Genomic DNA, 16,919 nt, shown 5'->3' with positions numbered 1-16,919 from the left:
TACAAATGAAAAAACTATTCTACATAGCAACAATAACAACACTTTTATTTTCATGTAAACAAGAAGTTGCTGAAGAAAAAGTAATTGATGACGGATTGATTACAGTAACAGAAGCTCAATTTCAATCTTCAAAAATGGAAATAGGTTCACCTATAGAACAAGATTTTGAAGTTATAGTCAAATCATCCGGAAAAATTGATGTTCCACCACAATATCGAGCTAAAGTGACCACGTTTTTAGGCGGCTATGTAAAAGCTACCAAATTATTAGTTGGTGATAAAGTTGCAAAAGGACAAGCTTTAATAACATTAGAAAACACAGATTATCTTGATTTACAAAAGGATTATGTAGAAGTTGCTGAACAAATTAACTATTTAAAATCTGAATTTGAACGCCAGACAACATTATACAATGAAAAAATTACTTCACGAAAAAACTATCTAAAAGCAGAGAGCGATTACCGCCAAGCAAAAGGAATATATCAAGGCTTACGTGAAAAATTAGTGTTGTTAAACATCAATCCGGCCAATGTTGAGCGTGGAAAATTTACCTCACAAATTACAATTTCGGCACCAATTTCTGGTGATGTAACAGTTATGAACGCAAATGTCGGCATGTTTATGTCGCCTTCGGATGTAATTTTAGAAATTGTAGATACCAATTACTTGCATTTGAATTTAAGCATTTTTGAAAAAGACATTTTACATGTAAAACAAGGTCAAAAAATCAATTTTAAAGTACCCGAATCAAGCAAAGAACAATTCATTTCTAGCGTACAATTAGTCGGAAAATCGATAGAAAATAAAGACAGAACCATTTCGGTTTTTGGTACACTATCACCAGAAATAAAAGGAAAATTGTTATCTGGAATGTTTGTAGAGGCTAACATAATTACAGATGCTAAAAAAGGATTTGGAGTTCCTTCTGATGCTATCATTACAGAAAATGACAAACATTATGTATTGGTTTTAAACAGTAAAACATCAGATTATAAATTCAAAAAAGTTGCTGTTACGGTAGGTGAAAAATCAGAAAAATTCATTGAAATTATGCCTGATGATAATGTTAATACTGAAACAAAATTACTCACAAAAGGTGTTTTTGATATAATTAATTAAAATTTCAATTTATATTATAAATTTTAAAATCAAATCAAATGATAACAATAGATAATTATTTAGACAATCATTACATACACAGAAGCAATTGGTTACGAGCCGCAGTTTTGGGAGCAAACGATGGAATAATTTCTATTTCCAGTTTAGCAATTGGTGTTGCCGCTGCAAGTTCAACTAGAGAACCTATTTTATTAGCAACAGTTGCCGGACTAGTTGCAGGTGCATTATCAATGGCTGCTGGGGAGTATGTTTCTGTTAGTTCGCAAACAGATACAGAAAAAGCGGATATTGAAAGAGAAATTAAAGAATTAGCAGAAATGCCTGAAGAAGAGCTAAGAATATTAGCTCAAATATATGAAAAAAGAGGTTTAAAAAAGGAAACAGCAATGCAAGTTGCCATTGAATTAACAGAAAAAGATGCATTAGCGGCTCATATTAGAGATGAATTAGGAATTAATGAAATAAGCCAAGCAAATCCAATACAAGCAGCTATTTCATCTGGTGCAGCATTTACCGTTGGTGGTGTTTTGCCATTACTAGTGATACTTTTTACACCAATAAAAAACATGGAATATTGGTTGTATGCTTTTACAATTATTTTTCTAATAGTATTAGGAAGTATTGCTGCAAAAACAGGAGGCTCAAGTATTAAAACAGCAATTTTAAGAATAACAATTTGGGGAACAATTGCAATGGTTTTATCAGCACTTGTTGGCTATCTTTTTGGGGTTAGAGTATAACAAAAACTAATAAACTTTTAAAACATTTATATATGAACGACGCACATTTACACATGGTTGTAAACCACTTTCCAATTATTGGGATAATTCTTGGATTTGGTATTTTAGTTACAGGATTATTTTTAAAAAATAATTCCGTAAAAAACACAGCATATTGCTTATTTATTGTAGGAGCAATTTTTGCCGCAGTTAGTATGGCTACAGGAGAAGGAGCAGAAGAAATTGCAGAAAAATTGCCGGGAGTAACCGATCAAATTATTGAAACACATGAAGAAATGGCCGAAAAATTGGCAATCGTTTTGTATGCATTAGGTTTTGTTTCCTTGATTGGTTTGTTTTTAAACTTCAAAAAGCACTCAAAAGCTGTATTTGTATCATATATAGCAGTTATTATTGCTGTAGTTTGCATTTTTTTGGGAAAACAAACCGGAACAACCGGTGGCGAAATCCGTCATACAGAAATTAGAGAAAATACCACATTCCAAAATAATGTGATTTCTGTTGAAAATGAAACTAAAACCGATGATGATTAACTAACTCTTTTGCGATTAAATTTCATTTTGTATCTTTATCAAAATCAAAAAAAATAATAATGCAAAAAGAATTCAATTTCAAATTAATCCCATTGATTGTTGGAATAATTATTTTAATAATTATACTTTTTAAATCAACTGTTACCATCGAGTCAGGTCAAGCTGGCGTTCTTTACAAAACGTTTGGGGGAGGAGTCGTAACTGACGAACCGCCTTTAGGTGAAGGTTTTCACGTCGTAGCACCTTGGAACAAAGTGTTTATTTATGAAGTTCGTCAACAAGAATTATCAGAACAAATGCAGGTGTTGTCATCTAATGGTTTGGAAATCAAACTCGATGCTACCGCTTGGTTTCATCCGCAATATGAATTTACAGGAAAATTACACCAAGAAAAAGGCGAAAATTACATCGAAAGAGTGATTCGTCCGGCAATTCGTTCTGCCGCCAGAAGTGTGGTGGGAAGATATACTCCGGAACAACTTTATTCCACCAAAAGAGATGCCATTCAAGACGAAATTTTTACAGAAACCAAGAAGATTTTAGCCAATCAATATGTTCAATTGAATGAAATTCTTGTGCGTGATGTCACGTTGCCATCCACAATTAAAATTGCCATTGAAACCAAATTAAAACAAGAACAAGAAAGTTTGGAATACGAATTCCGTTTGGAAAAAGCTCAAAAAGAAGCCGAACGTCAACGAATTGAAGCAGAGGGAAAAGCTAGAGCAAACCAAATTTTAAGTGCATCATTAACAGACAAAATTCTACAGGAAAAAGGCATACAAGCCACCATTGAGTTGTCTAAATCCGCTAATTCAAAAGTAATTGTTATTGGTTCTGGTAAGGATGGAATGCCGATTATTTTGGGAAATCAGTAACTTATAAAAACACATAGTTATTTTAAACCGTTTGAATTTCAGACGGTTTTTTGTTTTAAAAAAATATATTTATAAAGAACAGAATGACATAAACTTTTGTTAATCACTTTTCACTTTGTAAGATAATTTACTTCATTTACGATGTAAAAATAATAATCATTCATTATTGATTTTTAAATTATTGAATCAAATTATCATTTTAAAAAGACTTAACACAGCTATTTATGAAAAAAAGTTACCTGCTTTCGATTTTGTTTCTATCATTTACAATGATGATTTTCGCTCAGAAACAACCACCCAAATCAGTATTTAATTTTGATTTTGAAACCATAGAAAATGGAAATCCAAAAGGTTGGGAAATCTTTGGAAATGAAACATATCAAAAAGCATTAGATTCTACAATTGTTAAAAATGGAAAATATTCAGTTTCTTTAGCTTACACAGATGGAAATCCAGGTTTCAAAGCATGGGCATTTACATTACCGGATAATTACAAAGGAAAATCAATCACGCTAAGCGGATTCATTAAAACAGAAAATGTTTCCGAAGGTCATGCCGGATTATGGATGAGAATTGACCCAAGTTTAGGCTTTGATAATATGAACGATAGAGGAATTGTCGGAACAACAGATTGGACTAAATACGAAATTACCTTACCATTAAGTCCGGATAAAACTGATAGAATAGTAGTAGGTGGATTATTGGTTGGAAAAGGCAAAATGTGGTTAGATGATTTTCAAGTTACGATTGACGGAAAAGAAATTCAAAATGCTAAAACATTTATTAAACCCTTTTTTCCGGCTCAATTAGATAAAGAATTTGATGAAGGTTCAAAAATAACATCGTTTGATTATACTTCTACTCAAATTACAAATCTCAAAATGCTCGGATTGATTTGGGGATTTTTAAAATACCATCATCCTAAAGTGGCATCGGGCGATTTAAATTGGGATTATGAATTGTTTCGTATTATGCCAAAAATACTTTCTGCAAAATCAACAAATGAACGCGATGCTATTTTTACTGCATGGATAGCAAGTTTAGGTGATTTTAAAACAACAATTCTTAAAGAACCAAAGGATAAAATTAAATTTAAACCTGATTTAGATTGGATTACTACTTCCAATTTTTCAAATGAATTAACTACAGCACTTAACAATGTAAAAATTGCTAAACGAACAGATAATCATTACTATTTAGCTTTTCATTCGGGAGTTAATAATCCGGATTTTAAAAATGAGAATGCCTATCGAAAAATGGTTTATCCCGATACAGGCTTTCGTTTATTGACTTTGTTTCGCTATTGGAACATGATTCAATATTATTTTCCCTATAAAAATTTAATTGAAGAAGATTGGAAAATGGTTTTAGAAGAATTTATTCCCAAGTTTATTCAAGCAAAAGACGAAACAGAATATACACTGACTACTTTAGAAATTATCGCTAGAATTCATGATACGCACGCCAATATTTGGGGTGGAAATGCTGTTTTAAATAAATTTTATGGATCAAAATTCGGTGTAGCAGAAATTAAATTTATCGAAGATAAAGCAGTAGTTACACGTTTTTATGATGATAAATTAGGTGAAGAATCAGGACTAAAAGTTGGAGATATTATTGCTTCGGTGAATCAAAAACCAATGGAAGAGTTTGTGAAAGATAAATTACACAGAACTCCTGCATCCAATTATCCTACTCAATTACGAGACATTGCTAATTTAGTTTTGCGAACAAATGACGATGAATTAACGATTGAATACATTCGAGATGGGAAAAAATTTCAACGAAAAATAGCAACGTATACAACAGATGAAATTAATATTTATAAATTTTATCAAGACCAAGAACCCTCCTTCAAATTTGTTGAAAAAGATATTGCATATATTAACCTTGGAACAGTTAAAAAAGATAATTTACCTGAATTATGGCAGCAATTTAAAAACTCAAAAGGATTGATTCTGGATATTCGAAACTACCCATCTGATCATAATGCAATGTACATACTAGGTAGTTATCTTGTGCACAAAAAAAGTCCATTTGTTAAGTTTACAAAAGGTAGTTTAAAGCAACCTGGTATGTTTTCTTTTTACACTAGTTACAATGTGTCTAACAATAATGGAAATAATTATCAAGGGAAAGTTGTGATTTTAGTTAATGAAATAACTCAAAGTAGGGCTGAATTTCATGCAATGGCTTATCAACAATCTCCAAACGCAATTGTGATGGGTTCAACAACTGCGGGAGCCGATGGTAATGTTTCCGATATTTCACTTCCAGGAGGAATTTCTACGATGATTAGCGGAATCGGAGTTTATTATCCAGACGGCAGAGAAACCCAACGCATCGGAATTGTTCCCGATATCGAAGTGAAACCGACTATCGAAGGTATCAAAAACGGTCGCGATGAAGTGCTTGATAAGGCAATTGAGTATATAAATAAAGATTAATTTAGATTAGATTTGACAAGCAATAAAAGTTCAACAAATCACAAAGTTTCTAAATATTTTGTTTTATAAAAATTTAAGTCGTTACATTTGCAACATCAAAAAACAACAAAATGTTTTCAATTCAATTACATCATCATCATCACACCTCCGCTCAAGCGAAGTAATGATGCTATGTAATTAATTCATATATCTAAAACCCGTTTGAGTACATCAAACGGGTTTTTTGTTGCTCTCCGCTTTGGTGTACTCATTTAAAAAAAACAAAAAATGGACACCTTAAAAATTGCGATTCAAAAATCAGGTCGACTCAACGAAGAAAGTCTTCAAATTCTAAAAGATTGCGGAATTTCCATCAACAACGGAAATGACCAACTCAAAGCCGAAGCCTCCAATTTCCCATTAGAAATTTTGTTTTTACGAAATTCAGATATTCCGCAATATCTCATCGATGGAGTAGTAGATGCGGCAATTGTCGGAGACAATCTCTTGGTTGAGAAAGGTCAAAACATCGCCGTTGCTGAGAAATTGGGTTTTTCAAAATGCCGAGTTTCAGTGGCGGTTCCTAAAAATTTTGAATACAATTCCATTCAAGATTTGAATAATTTGCGAGTGGCTTCATCGTACCCAAATACGGTTCTGAATTTTTTTAAGTCGAAAAACATTGCCATCGACATTCACCAAATTTCCGGTTCAGTTGAAATTGCTCCTAATATAGGTCTATCCGATGCAATTGTCGATATTGTTTCCAGCGGAAGCACCTTATTCAAAAATAACCTGAAAGAAGTAGAAGTAATTCTGAAAAGCGAAGCAGTTTTAGCTGTTTCTCCTACGATTTCAAATGAAAATCAAGAAATTTTAAATAAACTTCGATTCCGAATTCAATCTGTACTCAGAGCCAGAAAGTCAAAATACATTTTGATGAATGTACCGAATGAAAAAATTCAAGAAGTCAGCCTAATTCTTCCGGTTTTAAAAAGTCCAACTATAATGCCTTTAGCAGAATCGGGGTGGAGCAGCCTTCATTCCGTCATCGAAGAAGACACCTTTTGGGAAGTCATCGATCAACTCAAATCCGCCGGTGCAGAAGGAATTTTGGTTTGCCCGATTGAAAAGATGGTTTTGTGATAAAGTGATTAGTAATTAGTGAATAGTAATTAGTCTTAATGAAACTTAATGAAAACACCCTTAATACCTTAATGTTAAAATAAAAATGAAAAAATATAAAAATCCACCCCAATCCCAATGGTCGTCCTTAACCCAACGACCAACCCAATCATTCGCTGAAATTGAAGAAACAGTTAAATCCATTTTCAAAGAAATTCAAACCAAAGGCGATACAGCAGTTGCAAAATATACTTCGTTGTTTGACGGAATTAAATTAGAAAATTTTCTCGTTACGGAAAATGAAATCAAAGAAGCAGAAAAGCAAGTTTCAACCGAAATAAAAGATGCAATCGCTTTAGCAAAATCAAATATCTACAAATTTCATTCAGCTCAAAAAACAAGCAAAATTGAAGTAGAAACCACCAAAGGAGTTGTATGTTGGCAAGAAAAACGGCCCATTCAAAAAGTTGGTTTATACATTCCCAGCGGAACAGCTCCGTTATTTTCAACGGTTTTGATGTTAGCTATTCCCGCTCAAATTGCAGGTTGTGAAGAAATTATTTTGTGCTCACCACCGGATAAAAATGGAGAAATAAATCCCGCTATTTTGTATGCTGCCAATTTATGTGGTGTTACAAAAATTTATAAAGTGGGCGGAATCCAGGCCATTGCAGCTCTGACATTTGGCACAGAAACAATTCCGAAAGTTTATAAAATTTTCGGTCCCGGAAATCAATTTGTCACGGTGGCGAAGCAAGTAGCAACGCAATTCGGGACCGCCATTGATATGCCGGCCGGACCAAGTGAGTTATTGATTTATGCCGATGATTCAGCAATTCCTGCTTTTGTTGCCTCCGATTTATTGAGTCAAGCTGAGCACGGAATCGATAGTCAAGTAATCTTGGTTTCCAATTCTCAAAAATTAATTGACGAAGTAGAAAAGGAAATTGACCACCAAATTCAAGTTTTACCTCGCAAAGAAATTGCTCAAAAAGCAATAGATAATTCAAAATTAATTTTTATTGAAAAGGAAAGTGATGCATTGGATTTTATCAACGATTATGCTCCTGAACATTTTATTATTTGTTCCAAAAACGAAGAGTATTTCATCAACGGAATTCAAAATGCAGGTTCTGTTTTCATTGGAAATTTCACTCCCGAAAGTGCCGGTGATTATGCCTCAGGAACCAATCACACCTTGCCAACAAACGGATTTTCAAAGAATTATTCCGGTGTAAATCTCGATAGTTTTTCAAAAGCCATTACGTTCCAGAGAATTTCTGAACAAGGTTTAAAAAATATCGGAAATGCAATTGAAATTATGGCGGAAGCCGAAGGATTACAAGCTCACAAAAATGCGGTTACATTACGACTAAATGCTTTAAAAAATGATTAAAAATATAGAAATAAACAGTTCGTTTTCGGTTCAGAATTTAGTTCGAAAGACTATTTTGAATATGAAACCCTATTCGTCCGCTCGTGATGAATTCAAAGAATTTGAAACCAATTTGATTTTTTTGGATGCCAATGAAAATCCGTTTTCCAACAGCTATAATCGCTATCCCGATCCGCAACATAAACAATTGAAAACACTTTTAGCTAAACAGAAAAAGGTTTCGTCAAACCAAATTTTATTAGGAAATGGAAGCGATGAAGTACTTGATTTACTTTTTCGTGCGTTTTGCGAACCCAATCAAGACAACATCATCACGTTGCCGCCAACGTACGGAATGTATGGTGTTTTAGCTAATTTGAATGCCATTGAGAACAAAGAAATTCTGTTAACCAATGATTTTGAACCTAATGTGGATGAAATTTTGAATGCTGTTTCAGAAAACACAAAAATCATCTTTTTATGTTCGCCAAATAACCCAACCGGCAATTCATTTTCAGATGAAAGTATTTTGTATTTGCTGAAGAATTTCAATGGTTTGGTAGTCTTGGATGAAGCGTACATCGATTTTTCGTCAAAAGAAAGTTGGTTGTCGGAACTAAATGACTTTCCCAACATGGTCATTACACAAACCTTATCAAAAGCCTATGGTTTGGCCGGACTCAGAATCGGAATTGCCTATGCTTCGGAAGAAATTATTTCGATTCTTAACAAAATTAAACCACCATACAATTTGAATACGGCATCACAGGAAATTGCAATGAAAAAGTTAAGTCAAAATACCTTAACCGCACAAGTAAAAAAGATTGTTTCGGAGCGGGAAAACGTCATTAAATCATTAAAAACGATTAATTTTATTAAACAAATTGTTCCATCCGATTCGAATTTTATTTTGATAAAAGTAGATGATGCAAATTTAAGGTATAATCAACTAATTCAAGCCGGAATTGTAATCAGAAATCGAAGCAATCAACCGCTTTGTGAAAATTGTCTTCGAATTACAGTCGGCACAAAAGAAGAAAACAATCAATTAATTACAACTTTAAAATCACTTTAAAATGGCACAAAAAATTCTATTTATTGATCGTGACGGAACCATCATCAAAGAAACGGCTGACGAACAAATTGATGCGTTTGAAAAAGTGACTTTCTATCCAAAATCATTAACATATTTAAGCAAAATTGCCTCAGAATTAGATTTTGAATTAGTGATGATAACCAATCAAGATGGTTTAGGAACTGATTCATTTCAAGAAGAAACTTTTTGGCCTGTACATGATTTCATTCTAAAAACATTTGAAAATGAAGGAGTTGTGTTTGATGAGGTTTTGATTGATAAAACGTTTCCACACGAAAATGCTCTTACCCGAAAACCCGGAACTGGCTTGTTAAAAAAGTATTTTTCTGCTGACTATGATTTAGAAAATTCATTCGTTATCGGCGATCGTTTAACCGATGTTGAACTCGCTAAAAACTTAGGATCAAAAGCGATTTTCATTAATGATAATACCAATTTGGGTACGAATGAAATTTCCGTTAAACGCGAAGAATTAAATTCAATTATTGCTTTAGAAACTAATGATTGGAAGCAAATTTATGAATTTTTGAAATTGGAAAACAGAACCGCTTCAATTTATCGCAAAACGAATGAAACCGAAATCGCCATCACTTTAAATTTAGATGGTACGGGAAATAGCAACATTCGAACCGGATTAGCATTTTTCGATCATATGCTAGATCAACTTTCCAGACACGGTCAAATGGATTTGGATATTCAGGTCAAAGGCGATTTGCAAGTGGATGAACACCACACCATTGAAGACACGGCCATTGCATTAGGCGAAGTTTTTGCAAAAGCATTAGGAAACAAATTAGGCATCGAACGTTACGGATTTTGTCTCCCCATGGATGATTGTTTGGCTCAAGTAGCTATCGATTTTGGCGGACGTTCTTGGTTGATGTGGCAAGCTCCTTTTAAACGAGAAAAAATCGGAGATATGCCAACTGAAATGTTTTTTCACTTTTTCAAATCGTTTGCCGATGGTGCCAAAGCCAACCTAAACATCAAAGCGGAAGGTTTTAACGAGCACCATAAAATTGAAGCGATTTTTAAAGCTTTCGCTAAAGCTATCAAAGCAGCGGTTAAAAGAGATTCTGAGAAAATGATTTTGCCAAGCACAAAAGGAATGTTATAATTTTTTTGACATTAAGGTATTAAGGTTGATTTCATTAAGATTCATTAAGCAAATGAATGATTTAATCTTAATGAAAATCCTTAATGAAACTTAAAATCTTAATGGTTCAAATTTTTAAATCTTAAATTTTCGTATGAAAATGAAAATAGCAATAATAGACTACGGTGCCGGAAATATAAAAAGCATTCAATTTGCCTTGAATCGATTAGGTTTTGAAGGTATTTTGACAAACAACCCAAACGAAATTTGTTCTGCCGATAAAGTCATTTTTCCCGGTGTTGGCGAAGCAAGTTCGGCGATGAAGAAACTTAAAATTAGTGGTTTAGATGAATTAATCCCTACACTAAAACAGCCGGTTCTAGGAATTTGTTTAGGAATGCAATTAATGTGCAATCACACAGAAGAAGGCGATACCAAAGGTTTAGGAATTTTTGATACGTATGTTGTTCAATTTTCCAACCTAGTCAAAGTGCCACATATGGGATGGAATGATATAAAAACTGCCGATGAAAAGCAGTTTTTCTGCCGAGTTTCAACAGGTTTTATGTATTTCGTGCACAGTTTTTATGCTGAAATCTGCCAAGAGACCATTGTAACGACACATTATTTAACTGATTTTTCAGCGGCTTTGCAAAAAGATAATTTCTATGGCGTTCAATTTCACCCTGAAAAAAGTGGACTTGTCGGTGAAAAGCTATTGCAAAATTTCCTCAATCTAAAACCCGTAACTCGCAACTCGCAACCCGAAAACCTAATAAAATGAAAATAATCCCAGCCATAGACATCATCGATGGAAAGTGTGTCCGACTAACCAAAGGCGATTATGCCACACAAAAAATATACAACGAAAACCCGCTAGAAGTCTCCAAATCATTTGAAGCACACGGTATAACCAATTTGCACTTGGTGGATTTAGACGGAGCAAAATCAGGTCAAATTGTGAATTACAAAATTTTAGAAGAAATAAGTACAAATACGACTTTAAAAATCGATTTTGGAGGTGGGTTAAAAACCAACAAAGATGTTGAAATTGCTTTTGAATGCGGTGCGAATCAAATTACCGGAGGAAGTATTGCGGTAAAAAATCCTATTTTATTTGAAGAATGGATTCAGCGTTTTGGCAATGAAAAAATCATTCTCGGTGCAGATGTTTCTAATGGGAAAATTGCTGTTTCGGGTTGGCAAGAGGAAAGTAGTGAAGAATTAATTCCGTTTATTGTAAACTATCAAACCAAAGGTATTCAATCGGTTATTTGTACTGATATTTCTAAAGACGGCATGCTAGAAGGACCAAGTTTTGAGATTTATAAAACGATCTTAAAAGAAATTAAAAATATAAAATTAATTGCTTCCGGAGGAATTTCAACGTTTGATGAATTACCCAAATTAGCTGAATTAGGTTGTCACGGCGTTATCATCGGAAAAGCCATTTACGAAAACCGAATTTCTCTAAAACAATTAGAAAAATTCATCACAAAATCTTAATACTTACTACTCCAATGCTAACAAAAAGAATAATCCCATGTCTCGATATCAAAAACGGAAGAACCGTAAAAGGCATTAATTTTTTAGAATTGAAAGATGCCGGAGATCCGGTAGAATTGGCTTTGAAATATAGTTTGGAAGGTGCCGATGAATTGGTTTTTTTAGATATTTCTGCCACGGAAGAACGCCGAAAAACGTTAGTTCAACTCGTTCAGAAAGTGGCTCAAACGATAAATATTCCGTTTACAGTTGGTGGCGGAATTTCTTCTATTGAAGATGTAGAACTATTGTTGAAAAACGGAGCAGATAAAATTTCCATTAATTCATCCGCAGTAAAAAATCCCAAATTAATCTCAGAAATTGCCAAAAACTTTGGAAGTCAATGTGTTGTGGTTGCCATCGATGCGAAATTAATTAATGAAAATTGGAAAGTACATTTAGTTGGCGGAAAAGTTGCCACGGATTTAGATTTATTTGATTGGGCAAAAAAAGTGGAACAATTAGGAGCAGGAGAAGTTTTATTCACTTCGATGAACAACGATGGCACAAAAAATGGTTTTGCAAATGGAGCCTTAGCTCAATTATCCAAAACAGTAAATGTTCCCATTATTGCATCTGGTGGAGCAGGAACAATGCAACATTTCGAAGAAGCTTTTTCCATCGGAAATGCCGATGCAGCTTTGGCAGCCAGTGTTTTTCATTACAATGAAATTTCAATTCCGGAATTAAAAAATTATTTAAAAACAGCTGGAATTCCAGTTAGAATTTGATATTTATGAAACTAGATTTTACAAAAAGTACCGACGGATTAATCCCAGCCATCATCCAAGATGCAACAACCAAAACCGTTTTAATGTTGGGTTATATGAACGAAGAAGCCTATCAGCAAACCATTTCTTCGCAGAAAGTAACGTTCTTCAGTCGAACCAAAAATCGGTTATGGATAAAAGGCGAAGAAAGCGGAAATTTTCTCAATCTTGTTTCAATAGAAGCGGATTGCGACAATGATACACTTTTAATTCAAGTCAACCCAACCGGTCCGGTTTGTCATACTGGAGCTGATACTTGTTGGCAACAGCCCAATAAAACAAAATTTGGTTTTATATCAGATTTAGAAAATACGATTCATCTTCGTAAAGAAAATGGTGAAGCGGAAACAAGTTATGTCGCTTCTTTGTTTGCGAAAGGAATTAATAAAATCGCACAAAAAGTAGGCGAGGAGGCGATTGAAATGGTCATTGAAGCCAAAGATTCCAATGATGAATTATTTTTGAATGAAAGTGCCGATTTGCTTTTTCATTATTTAATTTTATTGAACGCGAAAGGTTTTAAATTGAATGATGTTGTGGAAATTTTGAAGCAAAGACGCTAATTACTATTCACTATTTACCAATTACTAAAAATTCGTATATTTAGACCTTTAAAAAGTAAAATCTATGCTCAAAAAATCCGCGGTTGCTCTTAGCACCATCGTCTTATTCTCAACTTTATCCTGCGAACAAAAAAATATGAAGGCCCAAACAGAAACGGTAACTGAATCCAATTCAGAACATAAAATTGTTGTATATCAAGTTTTTACACGATTATTTGGAAACACAAATACTACTAATAAACCGTGGGGAACAATCGAAGAAAATGGTGTTGGAAAATTCAATGATTTCACTGATAAAGCTCTTCAGGAAATTAAAGATTTAGGGGTAACACATATTTGGTACACCGGTGTTCCGCATCACGCCTTGATCAATGATTATACAAAATATGACATTTCTAATGATGATCCGGATGTGGTGAAAGGTCGTGCGGGTTCGCCGTATGCCGTAAAAGATTATTATAACGTAAACCCTGATTTGGCGGTTGATCCTTCCAAACGATTGGAAGAATTTGAAGCGTTGATTGAACGCACTCACAAAAACGGTTTGAAAGTCGTAATTGATATTGTTCCCAATCACATTGCCAGAAAATATGAAGGAAAAACTAATCCCAAAGGCGTGAAAGATTTTGGAGCCGATGATGATAAATCCGTTGAATACAAACGAAATAACAATTTCTATTACATTCCAAATTCGAAATTTGAGGTACCAACCGATGCTAATTATAAACCGCTTGGTGGTGAAAAACACCCGTTGGCTGATGGAAAATTTGAAGAAGTCCCTGCAAAATGGACTGGGAATGGTTCTCGTTTAGCCAAGCCGGATATCAATGATTGGTATGAAACAGTTAAAATTAATTATGGTGTAAAACCGGATGGAAGCAAAGATTTTCCAACGTTACCCGAAGGTTTCGATAAAAAAGATTACAAAGCTCACGCCGATTTTTGGAAAGGAAAAGACGTGCCGGATTCTTGGAAAAAGTTTAAAGACATCACCCATTATTGGATTGATAAAGGTGTGGATGGTTTCCGATATGATATGGCCGAAATGGTACCTGTGGAATTTTGGAGTTATATGAATTCATCCATCAAAGTGAAAAATCCGAATGCGTTTTTGTTGGCAGAAGTATATAATCCGGGTGAATACAGAAATTATATTCATATAGGAAAAATGGATTATTTGTATGATAAAGTGCAAATGTATGACACATTGAAAAACATCGTGCAAGGTCGCGGTTTACCGAAAAATATCTCAGGAATTAGAGAAGATTTGAAAGATATCGAACACCATATGTTGCACTTTTTGGATAACCACGACGAACAACGTTTGGCAAGTCCGCAGTTTGCTGGTGATGCAAAAAAGGGGAAACCGTTGATGGTTGTTTCGGCAACAATCAGTTCGTCGCCAACGATGATTTATTTTGGTCAAGAAGTGGGTGAGCCTGGAGCTCTTGATGCCGGTTTCGGAAAAAATTCACGCACATCAATTTTTGATTATGTTGGAGTTCCGCATCATCAACGTTGGATGAATGACGGAAAATTTGATGGCGGACAATTAAAACCGGAAGAAAAAGAATTACGTGATTTCTATAAACGTTTATTGAATTTTACCTTAAAAAGCAGTGCTTTGATGGGTGAATTCGAGCAAATTCACGATGCTAATTTGAATGCGGGTTCCAATTATGATTTCGGATTGTATTCGTATGTGCGTTGGAGTGATGACGAGAAATTGGTGATTGTAACTAATTTTAATCAAAACACACCCGTTCAATGTGAGGTGATGATTCCCGCCGATGTGGTGAAGAAAATGAATCTGAAAGACGGAAAATATAAATTAAAAGATCAATTGTACGGAAAAAGTTCAACTGAATTACTTATCGAAAATGGAGTAGGGAAGTTCAAGTTGAAGATTGGGGTGAATGAGAGTTTTATTTATAAGATTTAGATGCAACATTTACACCTGACAGGTTTCAAAAACCTGTCAGGTGTAAGTTATATAACTATCAAAACCTGCTCAATCAAGCAGGTTTTTTTATGTTTTTATTGACAGTAATTCGTCAATAAGTCACTATATTTAAAAATTAAACATTTTCTATGGTTTGGTGGAAAAAAATAGTCATTTTCGTTTTAAGTTTACTAGCTCTGATTTTCGTTTTGAATATCGGATTGAGCTTTTGGATTAAAAAAGAACTGCCTAAAATCATCAACGAGAATAACGATTCGCCTTACCATATTGTTTATAAAACGATTGATATTACCTTGCTGAGCGGAACGATTTTAATCAATGATATAACGATTGTTCCCAAAAAAGCGATGAATGAAACAGCTGATAAATCAGGTTTGTTTGCTACAATTTCAGACGTTGATATTAAAGGAATTAGTATTTGGAGTTTTCTTTTCAATAAAAAAATAAAAGCGTCAAAACTTATTATTTCTCAGCCGGAAATTATTCTCTATAAAAATGATAACAAAGCATTAAATAATCCGAAAAGTATTAATGAAAGTGTCGTAAAGCCTTTTAAAAACACCATTTCGGTTTCGGATATTGAATTGGAAAATGCTAATCTGAAAATCATTTCAACTAAAACAAATTTGCCTTCATTAGTCGTCAGTAATCTTTCCTTAGAATTGGATAATGTTGTTTTGGATGATGAGACAATCAAAGAAAAAATTCCATTCAATTACAAAGATTTTGATTTTTCTTGTGATAGTATTTATTTCAGAGCCAATGAATTTTATCATTTGAAAGCAGAGAATATTCAAAGTACAAAATCGGAATTAAAAATTGATAATTTTAAATTATTTTCAGAATACAGCCGAGCTGAATTTGTTAGAAAAATTCTTGTCGAAAAAGATATTTATTCAACATCAATTAAATCCATTTCATTAAAAGATATGGATTGGGGTTTTGACGAAGAAGATTTTTATTTTCATTCAAAAAGTATCGTTTTAGATTCGGTTTATGCTAATATTTATCGATCAAAAATTCCAAATGATGATCTTTCCAAAAAACACTTGTATAACAAATTATTGCGAGAAATTCCGTTTAAATTGCAAGTTGATTCGTTGCAAATTCGTGAATCCATTTTAGAATACGAAGAAGAAAAAACATTTGAAAAAGGAGCGGGATTATTATCATTTCATCGATTTAATATGGCTGTAACCAATGTCAACAGCGGCTATAAAGAGCAAAAATTATCAGATGTGAAAATCAAAGTCGATTGTCGTTTTATGAATGTTTCGCCGATGAAAGTCGATTGGCAATTTAATGTACTAGACAAAATGGACGGATTTACAATAAAAGGTACGATTTTAAACTTTCCGGCCGAACAACTTAAACCGTTTACCAAACCATATATGAATGTGGATGTGGAAGGAATGTTGGACGAAGTCTATTTTAATTTCGCCGGAAATGATCTAAAATCAAAAGGTAATTTTGCCATTAAATATGAAGATTTGAACGTCACTGTTTACAAAAAAAATAGCCGAAAAGAGAAAAATAAATTTCTTTCGGCTATTGGTAATTTGTTTGTCAAAAAAGATTCGAATGAAAAAGTCAAAGAAGTTGAAGTAGAAGTTGACAGAATTCCTGAAAAATCGTTCTACAATTTTCTTTGGCGAAACATTGGTGAAGGGCTTAAGAAAACCTTACTTTAA

Annotated in this window: 15 protein-coding genes; all 15 read left to right on the top strand. The window is 33.6% G+C overall.

What is annotated here, in order from left to right; translation table 11 throughout:
* Positions 1 to 5 precede the first annotated feature (5 nt).
* Entirely contained in the window at positions 6 to 1,118 is a 1,113-nt protein-coding gene (locus tag B4N66_RS15390; protein ID WP_291096005.1) for an efflux RND transporter periplasmic adaptor subunit, read from the top strand.
* 38 nt (positions 1,119 to 1,156) lie between these two features.
* On the top strand, positions 1,157 to 1,858 hold the full coding sequence (locus tag B4N66_RS15385) for a VIT1/CCC1 transporter family protein (protein WP_291096003.1): 702 nt from the start codon (positions 1,157 to 1,159) through the stop codon (positions 1,856 to 1,858).
* A gap of 32 nt (positions 1,859 to 1,890) precedes the next feature.
* A complete protein-coding gene (locus tag B4N66_RS15380) occupies positions 1,891 to 2,391 on the top strand; it encodes a hypothetical protein (protein ID WP_291096002.1) in 501 nt (166 codons plus the stop codon).
* 59 nt (positions 2,392 to 2,450) lie between these two features.
* Positions 2,451 to 3,269 (top strand): prohibitin family protein, encoded by an 819-nt coding sequence (locus B4N66_RS15375; RefSeq protein ID WP_291096000.1) that lies wholly within the window; start codon positions 2,451 to 2,453, stop codon positions 3,267 to 3,269.
* Positions 3,270 to 3,493: 224 nt separating this feature from the next.
* Entirely contained in the window at positions 3,494 to 5,716 is a 2,223-nt protein-coding gene (locus B4N66_RS15370) for a S41 family peptidase (protein ID WP_291095998.1), read from the top strand.
* Positions 5,717 to 5,983: 267 nt separating this feature from the next.
* Positions 5,984 to 6,841, top strand: coding sequence for an ATP phosphoribosyltransferase (gene hisG, locus B4N66_RS15365; RefSeq protein ID WP_291095996.1), 858 nt, complete (start codon positions 5,984 to 5,986; stop codon positions 6,839 to 6,841).
* Between the two features lie 85 nt (positions 6,842 to 6,926).
* Positions 6,927 to 8,216, top strand: a complete 1,290-nt coding sequence (gene hisD, locus B4N66_RS15360) for a histidinol dehydrogenase (RefSeq protein WP_291095994.1) — start codon at positions 6,927 to 6,929, stop codon at positions 8,214 to 8,216.
* Entirely contained in the window at positions 8,209 to 9,270 is a 1,062-nt protein-coding gene (gene hisC / locus B4N66_RS15355) for a histidinol-phosphate transaminase (RefSeq protein WP_291095992.1), read from the top strand. Before hisD ends, hisC begins: the two co-directional genes overlap by 8 nt.
* Before the next feature lies 1 nt (position 9,271).
* A complete protein-coding gene (hisB, locus tag B4N66_RS15350; protein ID WP_291095990.1) occupies positions 9,272 to 10,408 on the top strand; it encodes a bifunctional histidinol-phosphatase/imidazoleglycerol-phosphate dehydratase HisB in 1,137 nt (378 codons plus the stop codon).
* Between the two features lie 139 nt (positions 10,409 to 10,547).
* Positions 10,548 to 11,171, top strand: coding sequence for an imidazole glycerol phosphate synthase subunit HisH (gene hisH, locus B4N66_RS15345; protein ID WP_291095988.1), 624 nt, complete (start codon positions 10,548 to 10,550; stop codon positions 11,169 to 11,171).
* On the top strand, positions 11,168 to 11,893 hold the full coding sequence (gene hisA / locus B4N66_RS15340) for a 1-(5-phosphoribosyl)-5-[(5-phosphoribosylamino)methylideneamino]imidazole-4-carboxamide isomerase (RefSeq protein ID WP_291095986.1): 726 nt from the start codon (positions 11,168 to 11,170) through the stop codon (positions 11,891 to 11,893). Before hisH ends, hisA begins: the two co-directional genes overlap by 4 nt.
* Positions 11,894 to 11,907: 14 nt before the next feature.
* Positions 11,908 to 12,663, top strand: coding sequence for an imidazole glycerol phosphate synthase subunit HisF (gene hisF, locus B4N66_RS15335; protein ID WP_291095984.1), 756 nt, complete (start codon positions 11,908 to 11,910; stop codon positions 12,661 to 12,663).
* Positions 12,664 to 12,668: 5 nt separating this feature from the next.
* On the top strand, positions 12,669 to 13,265 hold the full coding sequence (gene hisIE, locus B4N66_RS15330; RefSeq protein ID WP_291095982.1) for a bifunctional phosphoribosyl-AMP cyclohydrolase/phosphoribosyl-ATP diphosphatase HisIE: 597 nt from the start codon (positions 12,669 to 12,671) through the stop codon (positions 13,263 to 13,265).
* Between the two features lie 64 nt (positions 13,266 to 13,329).
* Positions 13,330 to 15,207 (top strand): alpha-amylase family protein, encoded by a 1,878-nt coding sequence (locus tag B4N66_RS15325; RefSeq protein ID WP_291095980.1) that lies wholly within the window; start codon positions 13,330 to 13,332, stop codon positions 15,205 to 15,207.
* 149 nt (positions 15,208 to 15,356) lie between these two features.
* On the top strand, positions 15,357 to 16,919 hold the full coding sequence (locus B4N66_RS15320; protein WP_291095978.1) for a hypothetical protein: 1,563 nt from the start codon (positions 15,357 to 15,359) through the stop codon (positions 16,917 to 16,919).

It is taken from the genome of Flavobacterium sp. UBA2787 (genome assembly GCA_002352205.1).
Lineage (GTDB): Bacteria > Bacteroidota > Bacteroidia > Flavobacteriales > Flavobacteriaceae > Flavobacterium.
The sequence above is the reverse complement of the archived record's forward strand: the minus strand, read 5'-3'. Positions and strand labels throughout refer to the sequence as shown.